The following is a 17,635-nucleotide window of genomic DNA, read 5'->3' as shown; positions in this document are numbered from 1 at the left end:
CTTTGATTCTGACATTGCCGTTTTGTATGATTATGATATATTTGGTCATGGAGGTTTATGATTGAATAAAAAACATACTCCGCGAACAAACGTTGGCCCTGCCATCTAGAATTTTAGGTGGTTGTGCAAGCGTTTGACTATCGCGGTTCTCTACATAAGTCGGGAGTATAGACGGTTTAGGAGGTTAATGGTATGGCTACGTTGAAAGATATTGCCGAAAAAGCCGGTGTTTCCCTAGCAACGGTTTCCCGTGTTTTAAATTATGATAAGACGTTATCCGTCGCTGATGAAACCCGAAAGAAAATATTTGAAATTGCACAAGAGTTAAATTATAAAACAGTTCGAAATCGTCATCATGCACAAGATGAGAAAAAAGAACGACTAAAAATTGGACTCGTCTATTGGTATACCGAGCAGCAAGAATTGGAAGACCCGTATTACATGTCCATTCGACTGGGTGTCGAGAAGGAATGTTATGAGCGGAAAATTGAACTTGTTAAACTATTTAAAAGTGGGAAAAAACAAGAAGATGTATGGGTCAATGATTTAGATGGCATAATTGCGGTTGGGAAGTTCAGTAGAGATGAAGTCGAATCCTTTAAAAAGATTACAGAACGCATTGTGTTAGTCGATTACACCCCGTCAGATGAGTATGACTGCATCGCTATCGATTTTCGAAAAGCAATGGTAGAAGTGCTTCAATACTTAGTCGATTTAGGGCATACTTCGATCGGTTACATTGGTGGGAAAGAATTTGTTCATAATGAACAACAAATTACAGATGAACGTGAGCGTACATTTTATGAATTTTTACAACTTCGCTCCTTATACAATGAGTCGTTTATCTGGACGGGAAAATTCACAGCGGAAGATGGATTTCGTTTAATGAAGGAGGCCCTTTCCCAACCGGAAAGACCGACAGCCTTCTTTGTAGCGAGTGATTCAATGGCCATTGGAGCGATGCGCGCTCTTCATGAAGAAGGGATTAAAGTTCCAGAAGAAGTATCACTTGTCGGATTTAACGATATTGCAACATCGAAATTTTTGCAGCCTTCGTTAACAACCGTTAAAATTCATACGGAATTTATGGGGGAATCAGCTGTTGAATTATTACAGGAACAAATTCGATCTAATCGCTCCATTGCGAAAAAGATCATCATTCCGCATGAGTTTATTGAACGTGAAAGCTGCGGACGAGTGAACAAATAGTGAGACCAAATATTACTGAGATATGGTATGACAGGGACGGCTTTTTTCATTAACGGATTCCCATTTCCTATAAATTGTAGTACAGTTAGGAGTGGTCAACGGAACGAAAAAATAAAGGAGTGACGAGCGCATGGGGTTTCATGGTCAATCGGTACTCCCGGCGATTCGAAGTATGAAGCAATTTGACCGCTTCTTAAAAAGTGATTTTGAATACGGTGTACTACTAGATAGTCATTTAGGACAAGTGAAAAATCTCGTGATGGCTGCGAAAGCGAGCAACAAAAAGCTCTTGATTCATGTAGATTTAATTCAAGGAATTAAAAATGATGAATACGCAGCCGAATTTTTATGTCAAGAGGTTAAGCCGGCCGGTCTCATTTCAACGCGATCATCCGTGATTGCCAAAGCGAAGCAGAAGAAAGTGTATGCCATTCAGCGACTGTTTTTACTAGATACAGGCGCAATGGAAAAAAGCTTGGAGCTTATTCGAAAATACCAACCAGATTTCATAGAAGTGTTACCAGGTGTCATTCCTTCCATTATTGAAGAAATTAAAGAAACTACTGGGATTCCGATTTTAGCTGGTGGGCTGATTCGAACAAAAGAGGATGTACAGCAAGCATTAAATGCAGGCGCGACAGCCGTAACCACTTCACGAGAAGATTTATGGGGATAATAGTAGCAGAAAAAAGAGCCTCCAAAAATGTGATGAAAAACATTTTTGGAGGTTTTTTCATTGTACAGAAAGGTTAAGTTCAATAAAGTGTTAAAGTATTCTCTTTACAGTTTTTGGGTGTCTAGCTCCAAGCGCTATCAGCTCGGGTCGCTTCGGCCCTATTGTGGAGACGGAAGCCTCCTCGCAGGTCCTCCAGCGCCCTTCGCCTAAGGACTTGCGCTTTGCGCTTTTCGTAATGGCCTTTACGCTCTCCTCTTTTGAAATGCGTGAATCCCTTGCTGGGTAAAAAAATGAACCAAAGTCGACCATGCACTTAAATTTTGTTTCGGCGATAAACCACGACCGATTCGTTCCAATTGATGAGCATACCAGCTCGTTTCAAGCATCGGAGCATTTCGATCTATCCATGAAACGCCCGTCGATATGCGATCAAGCGAAACTGGTTCGTAAGTTCCTTTGAAAATTTGATTTGGCAGATCAGGCATTAGCGCAAAAGGTCGAGCGATTCCGACCATATCGACTGAGCCGCTATCAATGGCTTCATTCATGCCAGATACGGTACGAAATCCCCCTGTAACGACAAGGGGTGTATCAATAAGCTTTCGAACTTTTTCTGCATAGGCTAAAAAGTATGCTTCTCGTTTTTTCGTGCTTTCTTTTTCAGGACCTATCATCGCAGGCTTTTCGTAATTTCCCCCTGAAATTTCAATTAAATCGATTTTGCTTTCAGCTAGTGTTTGGACGACTTCCATCGATTCTTCTTCCGTAAACCCACCACGTTGAAAGTCAGCAGAGTTCAGCTTAATCCCAATTGGGAAGTCGGCTCCTACTTGTGTGCGCATTTCGTTATACACTTCCAAAACGAATCGCATTCGATTTTGCAAACTTCCACCCCAGTCATCATTTCGCTTGTTGTGATAAGGGGATAAAAACTGACTGATTAAATAGCCATGTGCTGCATGAATTTGGACCCCAGTAAAACCTGCTGCCTTTGCGATTTTTGCTGTTTTCCCAAAGCGTGTAATTAGATCTTTTATTTCGAGATGATTTAATTCACGAGGAGGATTGAACAGTTTTTTTAAGCTTCCGGATAAAGGGATGGCACTGGGTGCTACGGGCTCTTTCGTAACCATTTTAGGTGCTTGTTTTCCAGGATGGTTAATTTGCATCCAGAGAGCAGTGTTATTTTTTGTTCCAGCTTTTGCCCACTTTGCCAGCATCTCAAGGTCACGTTCATCTTCGACAACGACATTACCTGGCTCACCGAGTGCACGACGGTCAATCATTACATTCCCCGTTACAGATAGGCCAACTCCCCCTTCTGCCCATGATTCATAAAGGGTAATGAGCTTAGTAGTCGGACGATGATCAATTGTTCCGAACGCCACACTCATCGCCGATTTGAAAAAACGGTTTTTCACAACAGATCCATTCGGTAAAGTCAATGTTTGATAAAGTTTATTCATCTTTCGCTTCCTTCCTTTTTCATGGATAATTGACAGCAGCTTGTTAAAAAAGTAGATAGTTCGGTTAGTAAGAGTTGGACTTTAGCACAGTTTGGGTAATAGAAAACTTCTTTTCCCTTTTTCTCCGATGAAAGTAATCCAGCGCGTTTTAAAACAGCTAAATGCTCGGATGCTGTAGATTGGCCTATATCTAGTAATTGGGCAATCTCATTCACCGTTAACTGTGCGTGATCTTTAAATAGAAACATGATTTGTTGTCTTTTTTCACTGGCGAGTGCTTTTAAGAATAAGTGAATTATTTCTTCATTCATTAGGATGAAACTCCTTTTATCGTTATATCGGGAATTAACGATATGCTAGCACAAATGCGCTCACGCAATCAACAATGTTGTTTTTGATAGAATAAAAGACTGTTAAATTAGTATTGACATCGCTTACAACAAAATGGTATTATGTTCCCAAGTTAATAGTTGTGATGGAGAAAAGGAGATCCACAGCAATTCTCTTCCGACTTTGGAAGAAGACTTGTTGTGGATTTTTTTACTCAATTTTATTTACATAATTTTCTATTAACCATTACATTAACATGGATGAAGGAGGATGAATAATTTGACGGCTTTTATGGGTGAAGTAATCGGAACGATGATTTTAATCGTTTTCGGTGCAGGAGTCGTTGCAGGTGTCAATTTAAAAAAATCGCTTGCTCAAAATTCTGGTTGGATTGTCATTACACTAGGATGGGGATTGGGCGTAGCGATGGCAGTATATACAGTCGGAGGAATTAGTGGAGCTCATTTAAATCCTGCCGTAACACTTGGTCTCGCCTTTGTTGGTGATTTCCCATGGGCTAATGTACCATCGTATATTGTTGCACAGATGATTGGAGCATTCCTAGGAGCAGCACTCATTTACTTGCATTACTTACCACATTGGAAAGAGACGGATGACCCGAACGTAAAACTCGGTGTTTTTGCAACAGGTCCAGCGATTTCAAATCGCTTTGCTAACTTCTTCAGTGAAGTATTTGGAACGTTCATTTTAGTACTTGGGATTTTAGCCATCGGTGCAAATGAATTTACAGAAGGATTGAATCCCTTAATTGTCGGATTCTTAATTGTAAGCATTGGTTTATCTTTAGGTGGAACAACAGGATATGCGATTAATCCAGCGCGTGATCTTGGTCCACGAATTGCGCATTTCTTGCTACCAATTCCAAACAAAGGGTCTTCAAATTGGGGTTATGCTTGGATTCCAGTTGTCGCGCCAGTTCTAGGAGGGTCTTTCGGTGGATTGTTCTATCAATATATTTTTGATGGAAAGAACGGCCAAATGTTTTGGATTGGAAGCGTTGTGTTAGTTGCTGCTTTATTACTTGTATACATGACGAGTAAAAAAGAAGCGCAGCCAGTTACACAAACGAAAAAGGTTGTTTACTAGAGATAATATGTAAGGGTTTTCAAGTGATTTTATTATTCTAATAAATTGGAGGGATCTAGGATGGAAAAATACATTTTATCATTAGACCAAGGAACAACTAGCTCACGTGCAATTTTATTCAATAAAGAAGGGGAAATCGTTCACGTTGCTCAAAAAGAGTTCACACAGCATTTCCCGAAGCCAGGTTGGGTTGAGCACGATGCAAATGAAATTTGGGGTTCTATTCTTTCCGTCATTGCGTCTTGTTTATCTGAAGCGAACGTCAAGGCTGAACAAATCGCAGGAATTGGTATTACGAACCAACGTGAAACAGCGGTTGTGTGGGATAAAGAAACAGGTAAGCCTGTTTACAATGCAATTGTGTGGCAATCGCGTCAAACGGCAGAAATTTGTGAAGAGCTAAAAGAGAAAGGGTACAATGACTTATTCCGTGAAAAAACAGGTCTTCTCATTGATGCATATTTCTCTGGAACGAAAGTGAAATGGATTTTAGACAATGTGGACGGTGCGAGAGAAAAAGCGGAAGATGGAAAGCTTTTATTCGGAACGATTGATACATGGCTCATTTGGAAGCTTTCAGGAGGGAAAGCACACGTTACCGATTATTCCAACGCATCTCGTACGTTAATGTTTAATATTCATGAACTGAAATGGGATGAAGAATTACTAGACATTTTAGGCGTTCCAGCAAGCATGCTTCCAGAAGTTCGCCCATCTTCTGAAGTTTATGCGCATACAGTAGATTACCATTTCTTCGGTCAAGAAATTCCGATTGCAGGTGCAGCTGGAGACCAGCAAGCTGCATTGTTCGGGCAAGCGTGCTATGAAGAAGGTATGGCGAAAAATACGTACGGAACAGGATGCTTCATGTTAATGAACACAGGTGAAAAAGCCATCAAGTCAGAGCATGGCCTTCTAACAACGATTGCCTGGGGAATTGACGGAAAGGTTGAATACGCATTAGAAGGTAGTATTTTTGTGGCTGGTTCAGCAATTCAATGGCTTCGTGACGGATTACGCATGTTTAAAGACGCAAAAGATAGTGAAGCATATGCGACGAGAGTAGAATCGACTGACGGTGTGTATGTCGTGCCAGCATTCGTTGGCTTAGGAACCCCATATTGGGATAGCGATGTTCGCGGGGCAGTATTCGGGTTAACTCGCGGTACAACGAAAGAGCATTTCGTACGCGCTACACTTGAATCATTAGCGTATCAAGCAAAAGATGTATTAGGAGCAATGGAAGCTGATTCAGGCATCTCCTTAAAAACGTTACGAGTCGATGGAGGAGCTGTGAAAAACAACTTCTTAATGGAATTCCAAAGTAACATTTTAGGTGTTCCGGTTGAACGTCCATCTGTCAATGAAACGACAGCACTAGGGGCTGCTTATTTAGCGGGTCTAGCTGTTGGATATTGGAAAGATCGCAATGAAATTAAAAAACAATGGAATTTAGAGAAGCAATTCGAACCATCTATGGAAGAAGGTACGCGTGAAGAGCTATACAGCGGCTGGAAAAAAGCTGTGAATGCGACAATGGCTTTTAAATAAAATATTTGAGAAGGGGGCTGTACTTTTTGGACAGCCTCTTCTTTTTCTACATTAAGCTGAAAATGAAAGGGAGACAGCGTGCTTTTAAAGTTCTTATTATTTTGTATCATGATGTTTATCGGATATTTAATTGTATGGCTCACAGGTGGAAGACCATAAGTGAGATTGAAAATGAAACTTCTTCGTTTACGTACAATTTGAAGTATGTTACAATGAGAGTAAGTTAATATTCGGTTGGAGACTAGGAGAGACCACAACACTAAAGCAATAAAAAGTAGTTGCTTTAGATTTGTTGTGGTCTCTTTTTTATTTTCTCCAAATAGAAAAAATTGGAGGCGTATTATTTATGACATTCTCAAGTTTAGAACGCGAGACTACTTTACAAAAAATGACGAAGGAACCCTATGATGTCATCGTTGTAGGTGGAGGAATTACAGGCTCTGGAATTGCTCTTGATGCAGCAACAAGAGGAATGAAAGTCGGCGTGATAGAAATGCAAGATTTCGCAGCGGGAACGTCAAGCCGTTCGACGAAATTAGTACATGGAGGCTTACGTTATTTAAAACAATTTGAAGTTAAGATGGTTGCTGAAGTTGGGAAAGAGCGTGCCATCGTATACGAAAACGGTCCTCATGTGACAACACCTGAATGGATGCTGCTACCGATTCATCAAGGGGGAACATTTGGCAAATTCTCCACGTCAATCGGCTTACTTGTTTATGATTATTTAGCGAGTGTCAAACGCAGTGAACGCAGACAAATGTTAAGTGCAAGTGAAACGTTAGCGAAAGAGCCGTTAGTAAAGCAAGAAGGATTAAAAGGTGGCGGCTACTATGTTGAATACCGTACGGACGATGCCCGCCTTACCATTGAAGTGATGAAAGAAGCCGTTAAATTCGGTGCGGATGCAGTCAACTATACTAAAGTAGTGTCCTTTATTTACGACAATGGAAAAGTGGTAGGAGTGAAAGTAGAAGACCAATTAACGAAGAAAACGTACGATATCTATGCCAAAAAAGTCATCAATGCGGCAGGTCCTTGGGTCGATTCATTACGTGAAATGGATAACTCGAAAAAGGGTAAACAGTTGCAATTAACAAAAGGAATTCACCTTGTATTCGACCAAGCAAAATTCCCATTAAAACAAGCCATTTACTTTGATACTCCGGATGGTCGTATGGTATTTGCGATTCCACGTGATGGTAAAACATATGTCGGTACAACCGATACTTTCTACACGGGAGATACCGCACATCCGAAAATGACGTTTGAAGATCGAAAGTATGTTCTTGAAGCCATTCGATTCATGTTCCCATCGTTAAACGTAACAGAAGATGACGTGGAATCAAGCTGGGCAGGTGTTCGTCCACTAATTCATGAAGAAGGAAAAGATCCTTCTGAAATCTCTAGAAAAGATGAAATTTGGACATCTGATTCAGGGCTGATTACAATTGCAGGTGGAAAACTGACAGGATACCGTAAAATGGCCGAAATGGTCGTAGATCTTGTGGCAAACAAACTAAAGGAAGAAGAAGGACGCACATTCGCTCCTTGTAAAACGAAAACACTCCCAATCTCTGGTGGACATGTCGGCGGTTCTCGAAACTTAAAAGCCTACATTGAAACGAAAACAAAAGAGGGAATGGAAGCAGGATTAACAGAACAGGAAGCCTATTCAATCGCGAAAATGTATGGATCTAATGCGGATAAAGTGTTCGCCCTGATTCCTTCATTAAAAGAAGAAGCTGACAAGCGACAAATGCCTGTATCCGTATTAGTTCAAGTCGAATATAGTCTACAACAAGAAATGACGACGACACCAGTAGACTTTTTCGTTCGAAGAACAGGCTCTGTGTTCTTTAACATTCAATGGGCTTACAAATGGAAGGATGCCGTTGTTCAATATATGGCTACCCGCCTGGGATGGAGCAGCGAACAGAAAATGATCTTCCAAGACCAACTACAGGAGCAACTTCACGACGCTGTCGTACCGAAAGACAAATCCGTCGATCACCAGTCAAAATCAGCATCGTAAGTTAGTTGAGGCCGCCATTTAAGGCGGCCTTTTCCTTAGAAGATGGATTCGGAAATTCGGAAGTGATGAAAAAGGGACTAACTCGGCGGAAGTGATGGATAAAAGTGAGGAACTGATGAATAACTTGGTCGAAGTGATGAATAAAAGTGAGGAACTGATGAATAACTTGGTCGAAGTGATGAATAAAAGTGAGAAACTGATGAATAACTAGGGCGGAAGTGATGAATAAAAGTGAGGAACTGATGAATAACTCGGTAGAAGTGAAGAATAAAAGTAAGGAACTGATGAATAACTCGGCCGAAGTGATGGATAAAAGTGAGGAACTGATGAATAACTTGGCCGAAGTGAAGAATAAAAGTGAGGAACTGATGAATAACTTGGTCGAAGTGATGAATAAAAGTGAGAAACTGATGAATAACGGCGTCGGAAGTGAAGAACAACCGGGTGATACTGATGAATAACCAAGTCAAAACAGATGAGTAATCGTCCAAACGGATGTAATTCACTCGACAAGTATTGAACAAGCAGCCAAACAACTATTTCAAAAGAAGGTGAAAACACCCCACCGAAACAACATCACGACAGTTTTCAACACTTTTCAATGGATTTTTCCTAAATTTTCTATTGCGGATAAAACGCTTTCGTCCTACAATAGTATCGCTTTCTACTTTTTTCTACAATTATTGCTATATTTTTCATGGATTGTCGTTTTTCTTTAGAAGGAAGAAGGATGTTTGCTCTAGTATAATAAAAATAGAGTAAATACACCTTAGGAGGGAATGGAAACTCATGAGTTGGAAAGTCAATTATGAACGATGGAAAAATGCTACTCATTTAGATGAGGAGTTAAAACAACAATTAATCGATCTTGAAGGATCTGAAAAAGCGTTAGAGGATTGCTTTTATAAAAATTTAGAGTTCGGTACAGGTGGGATGCGCGGTGAAATTGGCCCAGGTACGAACCGAATGAATTTATATACAATCCGTAAAGCATCTTACGGTTTAGCGAAATACATAGAATCTTTTGGTGAAGAGGCGAAAAAGCGCGGGGTTGTCATTGCATATGATTCGCGTCATAAGTCTCCAGAATTTGCAATGGAAGCAGCGAAGACGTTAGCTTCTAACGGTATTCAAACATATGTATTTGATGAATTGCGTCCGACGCCACAATTGTCATTTTCTGTGCGTCATTTAAATGCGTTTTCTGGTATTGTCATTACAGCCAGTCATAATCCTCCAGAGTATAACGGGTATAAGGTGTATGGAGATGACGGAGGTCAGTTACCACCGAAGCAAGCGGATGAAGTAATTGCGCGCGTTAACGAAGTGGAAAATGAACTGGATGTAGAAGTAGAAAGTGAAGCGGCGTTAAAAGAGAAGGGCTTAATTCAAATCATCGGGCAAGAGTTAGACGAAGCATACACAGAAAAACTGACTACCATTTCGCTTAATCCTGAATTAGCGAAAGAAGTTGATGTGAAAGTAGTCTTTACACCGTTACACGGTACTGCGAATAAGCCAGTTCGTCGAGGTTTAGCAGCACTTGGTTATGAAAACGTCACGATCGTTAAAGAGCAGGAGTTACCAGACCCTAACTTCTCAACGGTTCAATCTCCGAACCCTGAAGAGCATGCAGCATTTGAGTTAGCCATTCGGGAAGGTAAGAAATTAGATGCCGACATTTTAATCGGAACTGACCCAGATGCGGACCGACTTGGCGTTGCTGTGAAAAACGAAAAAGGTGAGTATGTTGTTTTAACCGGTAACCAAACAGGTGCATTATTGCTTCACTACCTATTATCTGAAAAGCAACAGCGCGGTACGTTACCTGAAAATGGTGTTGTCTTAAAGACGATTGTAACGTCTGAAATCGGTCGTGCAGTTGCTAAATCGTTCGGTCTCGACACGATTGACACGTTAACGGGCTTTAAGTTTATCGGTGAGAAAATTAAAGAATATGAGCAAACAGGTCAATATACATTCCAATTCGGATACGAAGAAAGCTACGGCTACTTAATTGGGGATTTTGCACGTGATAAAGATGCGGTGCAAGCGGCGATTTTAGCAGTGGAAGTATGCGCTTATTATAAGAAAAAAGGCATGACGATGTATGAAGGTCTTTTAGAACTCTTTAATAAGTACGGTTTCTACCGCGAAGGATTAAAATCTTTAACGCTAAAAGGGAAAGAAGGAGCCGAGCAAATTCAAAGCATCTTAGCGAAATTCCGTCAAGAAACGCCACAATCAATGGCTGGTAAGAAAATTACGGTAAAAGAAGATTACCAAATTAGCGAGCGTACAAACGTTGAAACGAATGAAAAAGAAATTATCGAATTGCCGAAATCAAACGTATTAAAGTATTTCTTAGAAGACGGTTCTTGGTTCTGTATTCGTCCGTCTGGCACAGAGCCGAAAGTAAAGTTTTACTTCGCGGTTCAAGCAGATTCCCTTGAAAACAGCGAAAAAGTGCTTCAACAATTAATGAACGCTGTTATGGAAAAAGTGGATGATATGATTAACGAAACGGAAAAAGCTTAATGTATTAGGTGTTTAAAAGGTCGGGAGTCCTGATCTTTTAAACACCTTTTTTGTTGTTACAGAAAGTTTAAGTTCAATAAAGTGTTAAAGTATTCTCTTTACCGTTTTTTTTGGTGTCTAGCTCCAAGCGCCATCAGCTCGGGTCGCTTCGGCCCTGCAGCGGCGACGGAAGTATCCTCGCAGGTCCTCCAGCGCCCTTCGCCTAAGGACTTGCGCTTTGCGTTTTTCGTATTCTATCTTTTCACTAGGACATCTTACGTCAGCTTCTTTGGAACTCTTTGCAACTTCATCAGCGCTCTTCTTACAACTACATCGATAGTCGGAGAAAAGTTCAGACAGATTGTGAAGAGCGTTTCGGACGAAGCATTGCTATAATAAAGAAAAAGAACGTAAAAGGTGACGAGATGATGGAAGAAAATCATATGGATGAACTATCCACATTAAAGACGATTGCTGAAACATTGAATCAAGCGAATGATTTAGATTTGATGTTAAATGATGTATTGAAGAAATTGCTCCACGTGACGGGGCTTCAAACCGGCTGGATTTTTTTAATTGATGAAAAGGGGCGATACAAGCTGTCCGCTCACGCTAATTTACCACCGGCATTGTCCTTTAAACGGATGAAGCCGATGTGTGAAGGAAGTTGCTGGTGTCTTGATCGTTACCAAGATCAACGATTGACCCGTGCGGTGAATATTATAAATTGCAAGCGTATTGAGGATGCTATTGAATTTAAATGGGGCGATACGCAAGGCATTTCTCATCATGCAACCGTTCCGCTCCGAGCAGGGGATGAAAAATTTGGGCTTTTAAATGTAGCTTCACCAGATAAGAAACAGTTCTCAAATGAAGAACTCGCGTTGTTAGAATCAGTCGCCTTTCAAATTGGAACCGCCATCAAACGGATAAATTTAGCGGAGAATGAACAAAAGCTAGCTCTTATGGCAGAGCGAAATCGATTGGCACAAGATCTTCACGATTCAGTAAACCAACTTTTATTTTCACTAACGTTAACGGCACGAGCGGCGAAAGAAATGACGACGGATGAGAATGTATTAGAAATGCTCTCTTATATGCAAGAGTTGTCACAAGAGGCGTTAGCCGAAATGCGCGCGCTCATTTGGCAGCTTCGTCCGAAAGGCTTGGAAGAAGGGATTGCCGTTGCCCTCAATCAATATGCAAAAATGTTAGGGCTAGAGGCAACCCTTGATATTTCAGGGGTGAAGCGGCTGCCTAATCATATCGAAGAAGCCCTATGGCGAATTGCTCAAGAAGCGTTAAACAATTGTAAACGACATGCGGGGACAAAAGAAGTGAACGTTACGGTTAAACGCAGCCAAAATAAAGTCGACATGACGATTCAAGACGAAGGTCACGGCTTTCAATACGAAGATTCCTTGCCACTTCCTTCGATGGGACTTTCAAGTATGAAAGAGCGAACCGAAAAATTAAACGGGAGCTTTACAATCGAAACGAAGGTTGGAAAAGGAACAGCGATCCACGTTACGATACCGATTGCATAAAGGAGGGGATGAAAATGTCCATTAAAGTGCTAATTGTAGATGACCATCATATGGTTCGCAGAGGCTTAATGTTTTTTCTAAAAACACAAGCAGATGTGGAAGTCATCGGAGAAGCGAAAAATGGGATAGAAGCCATTCAACAAGTTGAAGCATTACATCCAGATGTCGTATTAATGGATTTAGTGATGCCGGAAATGGATGGCGTGGAAGCGACGAAGAAATTAAAGGAGTCCTATCCGCATGTGAAAGTCATTATGTTAACAAGCTTTGCTGACCAAGATCATGTCATACCTGCTTTGAAGGCTGGTGCATCGGGGTATCAGCTAAAGGATATTGAACCGGATGATTTAGTCAAAACCATTCGTCAAGTCGTGAGTGGGGAAAGCTCCCTTCATCCGAAAGTCACCTCCCATGTGATGACGCAATTTACCGCCACTCAAAATGAAGAAAAGGCAAAGCTGCAAGAGCTTACAAGAAGAGAAAAAGAAGTGCTAAAGGAAATCGCAAGCGGCAAAAGCAATAAAGAAATCGCTGCTGATCTGTTTATTACAGAAAAAACAGTGAAAACCCATGTCTCTAACATTTTAGCGAAGCTAGAATTATCTGACCGAACGCAAGCGGCATTGTTTGCTGTTAAGAATGGCTTTGACAAATAGAAAGGATGAATCATATGAATATTGTGGTTATTAACGGAACACCTCGAAAACAAGGGAGAACGAAAATGGCAGCATCATTTGTAGCCAAAAAATATAATGCAACGTTACTTGATGTTAGTACATTACCTCTCCCGTTATTTAACGGAGAAAAAGAGCAATATGAACTTGAAGTCATCCAACACTTAAAAACGACAATTGAAAAAGCAGATGCGGTATTATTATTGTCTCCTGAATATCATTCAGGTATGAGCGGAGCACTTAAGAATATGTTAGACTTTTTAAGCGCAGAACAGTTTGCCCATAAGCCTGTAGGACTTATTGCAGTCAGTGGTGGAGGGAAAGGTGGCATGAATGCTTTAACAAATATGCGCACAGTTATGCGTGGTGTTTATGCAAATGTCATTCCAAAACAACTTGTGTTAGACCCTCAAGATTTTGATTATGAACATGGGGGACTCGTAGACGACATCGCCGCTCGTGTAGATGACTTATGGAAAGAATTAACGAATTATGCGAAGGCGTATAAAGACATATTTGTGGGAAAATAAGGACCGTGTAGGGTCCTTTTTTCATTGTTACAGAAAGTTTAAGTTCAATAAAGTGTTCTCTTTACAGTTTTTTTGGTGTCTAGCTCCAAGTGCCATCATCTCGGGTCGCTTCGGCCCTGCTGTGGCGACGCGACGGAAGCCTCCTTGCAGGTCCTCCAGCGCCCTTCGCCTAAAGACTTGCGCTTTGCGCTTTTTCTGTGAAAATAAAAATTGCCTATGAACTGAATGATCGATCATGATAGGTAGATGGAAGAAAGAAAAAACCCGGGGAGAATAAATTTTCATGTCCGGGGTGTGAGTGTAAAATCATGTATGTTTCTTATTGTGAAAAAGGACCGATAACAATCGGTCCTCATTACGTAAAAGAAAAGACAGGTTGCTCTTCTTGAACATCGCTTGTGGCATGGTCAATATATCTTAATAAAGCGTATAACTTTTCCTCAATGACACGATAGTCATGTTCAAAGTTATAGGCGTGTAAAAAATGTTCAATGCGCTTTGATAACAGGTCGTCTTGGGTACGTACCATCAAGATCAATAAGTTATCCCATTGCGAACGATGCGTGTAGTAAAGCGCTTTGTCATAATCAACGGTATTCACTTTTTCCCATCCCTCCTTATAAGGAGTTACTGATAGTGTGTGGAGTGAAGAACAACCTCAAACGGTGTAAATGTTGGGCTTCTTCTCAATTGATTTCGTGTATGTTACATAAATTTACAAATTGAGGTGATAATGTAAAAAAGGCACGAAGGAGGCAACTTATGAAATACAACCGTTTAATGATATCGATTGCTTCATTATGTATGCTACTTGTAATGGGACTATGTACGATGAATGTTTATGGGGAAAACCAAGAAGTTGATTCCCGATGGAGCCGAATGGCAATTGTGGAAGTGAAAAAACAATTTGGTAAGAACGAATTAACGGATTTTGAACATGTCCAATCGGTTACACTAGAAAATGAACAGACGAAGGAAGTGTTTAAAGTTCAAGTAAATCCAGAACAAGATCGTCCGTTCATCGTGTATGTTGAAATTACATATGAAACGAAATCAAAACAAGTTCAAACAATTGAGCTAAAGAAAAAAAGCTAATGAATTTATATGGGCAGCTTGTCCCATGAGTCGGATAACTGCCCAATGCGTTTTAACCGTCTTGATGAAGAAGAGTTTGTAATGCCTCTTTGTTATGGGTTAAATCGTTTAGAGTATATTGATCAAGGACGCTAAAATACGCTTGTAACGCTTCATTCAACACATGTTTCAGACCGCAAACAGGTGTAATGATGCATGCATTTTTTTCAGAGTCAAAGCATTCTACAAGATGAAAATCTTCTTCCGTTCTTCGTACGACTTCGCCAATGTTAATCTTTTCAGGTGATTTTGCTAGACGAATCCCGCCATTTCGACCTCTTATCGTATCAATGTATCCATTCTTTCCAAGTTCATAGATCACTTTCATCAAGTGGTTTTTCGAAATTCCGTATATGTCAGCAATCTCTTTAATATTGGATAATTCATTGTTTTTTTTCGAGGCTAAATAAAGAAGAACGCGCAACGAATAGTCCGTGTAATTCGTAAGTCTCATCGGTTTCTCCTTTCCATTAACCGGTTCAATCCGATTGATTTTGCTCCATTCATTATACACCTTTGACATTTCGTTGAACAAAGTGTGACGTTTTTATAAAAGATGTATTTTGAATATTGCTTTAACACCCCGTTCGTAGTAGTTTAAAGATGTAAAACAAATACATCTTTAAAAGGGAGTGGAGCATCATGCTTTCACAAAAAACGGCGGAAATCATTCAATCGACTGCACCAATCTTAGCTGAGCGTGGAACGGAAATTACGTCACATTTTTATAAACGAATGTTCCAAAACCATCCAGAGCTATTAAATATTTTTAATCATGCGAACCAACAAAAAGGGAGGCAACAAACATCGCTTGCCAATACGTTATATGCAGCGGCAAATCATATTGATCAACTAGGAAGCATCCTACCAGTCGTGAAGCAAATCGGTCATAAGCATCGAAGTTTGGGAGTACGTAAAGAACATTACCCAATTGTCGGAGAAAATCTGTTGGCGGCGATGAAGGAAGTGCTGCAAGAAGCAGCTACAAAAGAAGTGTTAACTGCTTGGGCTGAAGCGTATGAAGTCATCGCGAACGTCTTTATCGACGTAGAAGAAGAAATGTATAACGAGGCAGAATCGAAATCGGGAGGCTGGCGTTACTTCAAGCCGTTTGTTGTGAGTAACAAAGTGAAGGAAAGCGATCTAATCACATCGTTTTACGTGAAGCCGAAAGACGGCACTCCACTTCCATCTTTTTTACCGGGTCAATATATTACCGTTCAACTATCAATAGAGGGTGAAGCTTACAAGCATAACCGACAATATAGTCTCTCTCATTCCCTGAATGAAGAATGGTATCGCATTTCCGTCAAGCGTGAGGTCGACTCGGATCCAAAAGGAAAAGTGTCAAACTGGTTACATGACCACGTTCAAGTAGGAGATGAACTTCTTATTAGTCCGCCTGCGGGTGACTTTACGTTAACTGTAAAGGAAAAAAATCCAGTTGTCTTAATTAGTGGGGGTGTCGGAATTACGCCGATGATGAGTATGCTCCATACCGTTGCAAATGAAAATTCATCCCGTCCTGTTACGTTTATTCATGCAGCAAAACATGAGGGGGTTCACGCCTTTCGTGACGAAGTGACCGCACTGATGAAAAAAATCGAACAAGGAAAATGGAAAACAATTTATGAAAATCATGAAGGGTATGTCACAACCGATCACTTACGTCCACTAATTGACAAAAAGGCAGATATATTCCTTTGTGGTCCAGTTTCATTCATGAAGGCGGTTCTTGATTCATTATCGGAACTAAACGTGCCAAAGGAACAAATTCATTATGAGTTTTTTGGTCCTGCCTTAACGGAACAACAAATGAACAGTGAGCAAGTGAAGGCATAACAAGATTAGAAAAGGTGTTCAGAGACGAGCTGAACCCCTTTTCTTTTTTTGTGAGATTAGAATTTAAGTCATTTTCATTCATGTGTCTAACCCAATAGGCAGGCGTTTTGCGCTATTATTATATTATTTGGTAAGATGAGGGAAAGGAGGAGAACAATGTATCTAGCAATTTGTATTTTTATCGCCATTATTTTAGGATATTTATTTTTAATAACAGGTCCTCTTGTAGGTGGACTGCTTACATTTGGCCTCGTTGTCGGCCTGCTTTTTCGGGTTGTTTACTTATTGAATCAAATTAACCAGAAGCTCACAGACATCGACCATATGAAAACAAAAGTGCAGAAAGTGTACGAGGAATATATGAAAGAACGGAATACACGAGAAAACTAATATAGTACATTGACGAATCTGAGCGGGAACTCAACGATGGAAATGATAATCAGGGATTACCCCCTGATTATTTAGTTTGGGTAACAGCATAATCAAGAATTTCTTGGTACAGTTCGTTCCAATCTTTATAGAATTTAGTAACTTCACTAGGATGAGCAAGAACTCTCTCACATGACTCAAACTTCCCTTTAAAATCATGTAATTGGTCAATATCCATCCGATAAAAAACTTGGTAGCCTACTTTTGGGTAAGGACTTTTTTGATCCCAGTTTGGATTTTCGTTATGATCTACTATAATGTACCCTAAAAGAGAACACTTCCCAGTAACATATCCTTCTTCATATGCTTCACGCTTCATACATTCTTCAGGGGTTTCTTCGTTTTCAATATGACCTCCTGGAAAGTCCCACCCTCTATGACTTAGCTTAACTAATAACAACTGCCCATCTTTAAAACAGAAGCCATGAACACTAGTAATTTTCTTTCTTGATGGCAGCTTATTACTACAATTCCAAGTTAATTTAACCCTATCCTTTCCCCAATGAACGTATTTTGTAACCATATTAATTACCCCGCTAATCCAATAACCTTAATATGCTGAGTAGCTTTTTTAATTACAGTTTAACA

Annotated in this window: 18 protein-coding genes; 13 read left to right on the top strand and 5 right to left on the bottom strand. The window is 40.3% G+C overall.

The window, feature by feature from the left end:
• Positions 1-192: 192 nt before the first annotated feature.
• On the top strand, positions 193-1,209 hold the full coding sequence (locus ML543_RS11380; protein WP_243387488.1) for a LacI family DNA-binding transcriptional regulator: 1,017 nt from the start codon (positions 193-195) through the stop codon (positions 1,207-1,209).
• A 130-nt stretch (positions 1,210-1,339) separates the two neighbouring features.
• A complete protein-coding gene (locus tag ML543_RS11375) occupies positions 1,340-1,885 on the top strand; it encodes a glycerol-3-phosphate responsive antiterminator (protein WP_243387487.1) in 546 nt (181 codons plus the stop codon).
• A 242-nt stretch (positions 1,886-2,127) separates the two neighbouring features.
• Here ML543_RS11375 and ML543_RS11370 read toward each other — a convergent pair whose 3' ends face one another.
• Positions 2,128-3,351: an NADH:flavin oxidoreductase/NADH oxidase family protein gene (locus ML543_RS11370; RefSeq protein WP_243387486.1), complete on the bottom strand. Its 1,224-nt coding sequence runs from the start codon at positions 3,349-3,351 to the stop codon at positions 2,128-2,130.
• A complete protein-coding gene (locus ML543_RS11365) occupies positions 3,348-3,662 on the bottom strand; it encodes an ArsR/SmtB family transcription factor (RefSeq protein WP_243387485.1) in 315 nt (104 codons plus the stop codon). The genes ML543_RS11370 and ML543_RS11365 overlap by 4 nt, the downstream gene beginning before the upstream one ends.
• Before the next feature lie 298 nt (positions 3,663-3,960).
• On the opposite strand from ML543_RS11365, the gene ML543_RS11360 reads away from it, so the two are divergent.
• From ML543_RS11360 to ML543_RS11325, 8 genes are all read left to right on the top strand, one after another.
• Entirely contained in the window at positions 3,961-4,788 is an 828-nt protein-coding gene (locus tag ML543_RS11360) for an MIP/aquaporin family protein (RefSeq protein WP_243387625.1), read from the top strand.
• 60 nt (positions 4,789-4,848) lie between these two features.
• Positions 4,849-6,339, top strand: a complete 1,491-nt coding sequence (gene glpK, locus ML543_RS11355; protein ID WP_243387484.1) for a glycerol kinase GlpK — start codon at positions 4,849-4,851, stop codon at positions 6,337-6,339.
• A 346-nt stretch (positions 6,340-6,685) separates the two neighbouring features.
• Positions 6,686-8,374 carry a glycerol-3-phosphate dehydrogenase/oxidase gene (locus ML543_RS11350; RefSeq protein WP_243387483.1) on the top strand — a complete coding sequence of 563 codons (1,689 nt, stop codon included), beginning with the start codon at positions 6,686-6,688 and terminating at the stop codon, positions 8,372-8,374.
• A 221-nt stretch (positions 8,375-8,595) separates the two neighbouring features.
• Complete coding sequence (locus tag ML543_RS11345) at positions 8,596-8,835, top strand: hypothetical protein (protein WP_243387482.1); 240 nt, start codon at positions 8,596-8,598, stop codon at positions 8,833-8,835.
• A gap of 328 nt (positions 8,836-9,163) precedes the next feature.
• Positions 9,164-10,912 carry a phospho-sugar mutase gene (locus ML543_RS11340; RefSeq protein WP_243387481.1) on the top strand — a complete coding sequence of 583 codons (1,749 nt, stop codon included), beginning with the start codon at positions 9,164-9,166 and terminating at the stop codon, positions 10,910-10,912.
• Between the two features lie 404 nt (positions 10,913-11,316).
• Complete coding sequence (locus ML543_RS11335) at positions 11,317-12,438, top strand: GAF domain-containing sensor histidine kinase (RefSeq protein WP_279326651.1); 1,122 nt, start codon at positions 11,317-11,319, stop codon at positions 12,436-12,438.
• A 14-nt stretch (positions 12,439-12,452) separates the two neighbouring features.
• The gene (locus tag ML543_RS11330; RefSeq protein ID WP_243387480.1) at positions 12,453-13,094 is read left to right on the top strand and encodes a response regulator; all 642 of its coding nucleotides are present in this window, start codon (positions 12,453-12,455) and stop codon (positions 13,092-13,094) included.
• A 14-nt stretch (positions 13,095-13,108) separates the two neighbouring features.
• Positions 13,109-13,642: an NADPH-dependent FMN reductase gene (locus tag ML543_RS11325; protein ID WP_243387479.1), complete on the top strand. Its 534-nt coding sequence runs from the start codon at positions 13,109-13,111 to the stop codon at positions 13,640-13,642.
• 355 nt (positions 13,643-13,997) lie between these two features.
• Here the strand turns inward: ML543_RS11325 and ML543_RS11320 are convergent, their stop codons facing one another.
• Positions 13,998-14,243 (bottom strand): YhdB family protein, encoded by a 246-nt coding sequence (locus ML543_RS11320; RefSeq protein WP_243387478.1) that lies wholly within the window; start codon positions 14,241-14,243, stop codon positions 13,998-14,000.
• 161 nt (positions 14,244-14,404) lie between these two features.
• Between ML543_RS11320 and ML543_RS11315 the strand changes: the two genes are divergently transcribed.
• A complete protein-coding gene (locus ML543_RS11315) occupies positions 14,405-14,737 on the top strand; it encodes a DUF3889 domain-containing protein (protein WP_243387477.1) in 333 nt (110 codons plus the stop codon).
• A 52-nt stretch (positions 14,738-14,789) separates the two neighbouring features.
• Here ML543_RS11315 and ML543_RS11310 read toward each other — a convergent pair whose 3' ends face one another.
• Positions 14,790-15,230, bottom strand: a complete 441-nt coding sequence (locus ML543_RS11310) for an RrF2 family transcriptional regulator (protein WP_243387476.1) — start codon at positions 15,228-15,230, stop codon at positions 14,790-14,792.
• A 188-nt stretch (positions 15,231-15,418) separates the two neighbouring features.
• Between ML543_RS11310 and hmpA the strand changes: the two genes are divergently transcribed.
• A complete protein-coding gene (gene hmpA, locus ML543_RS11305; RefSeq protein ID WP_243387475.1) occupies positions 15,419-16,618 on the top strand; it encodes an NO-inducible flavohemoprotein in 1,200 nt (399 codons plus the stop codon).
• Between the two features lie 156 nt (positions 16,619-16,774).
• The gene (locus tag ML543_RS11300; RefSeq protein WP_243387474.1) at positions 16,775-17,008 is read left to right on the top strand and encodes a hypothetical protein; all 234 of its coding nucleotides are present in this window, start codon (positions 16,775-16,777) and stop codon (positions 17,006-17,008) included.
• Between the two features lie 67 nt (positions 17,009-17,075).
• Here ML543_RS11300 and ML543_RS11295 read toward each other — a convergent pair whose 3' ends face one another.
• Positions 17,076-17,570 carry an NUDIX hydrolase gene (locus tag ML543_RS11295; protein ID WP_243387473.1) on the bottom strand — a complete coding sequence of 165 codons (495 nt, stop codon included), beginning with the start codon at positions 17,568-17,570 and terminating at the stop codon, positions 17,076-17,078.
• Between the last annotated feature and the right edge of the window lie 65 nt (positions 17,571-17,635).

The sequence above is a fragment of the Bacillus kexueae genome (assembly GCF_022809095.1).
Lineage (GTDB): Bacteria > Bacillota > Bacilli > Bacillales > Aeribacillaceae > Bacillus_BZ > Bacillus_BZ kexueae.
Note: the sequence above shows the minus strand (reverse complement) of the source record. Positions and strands in the feature narration are given on the sequence as shown.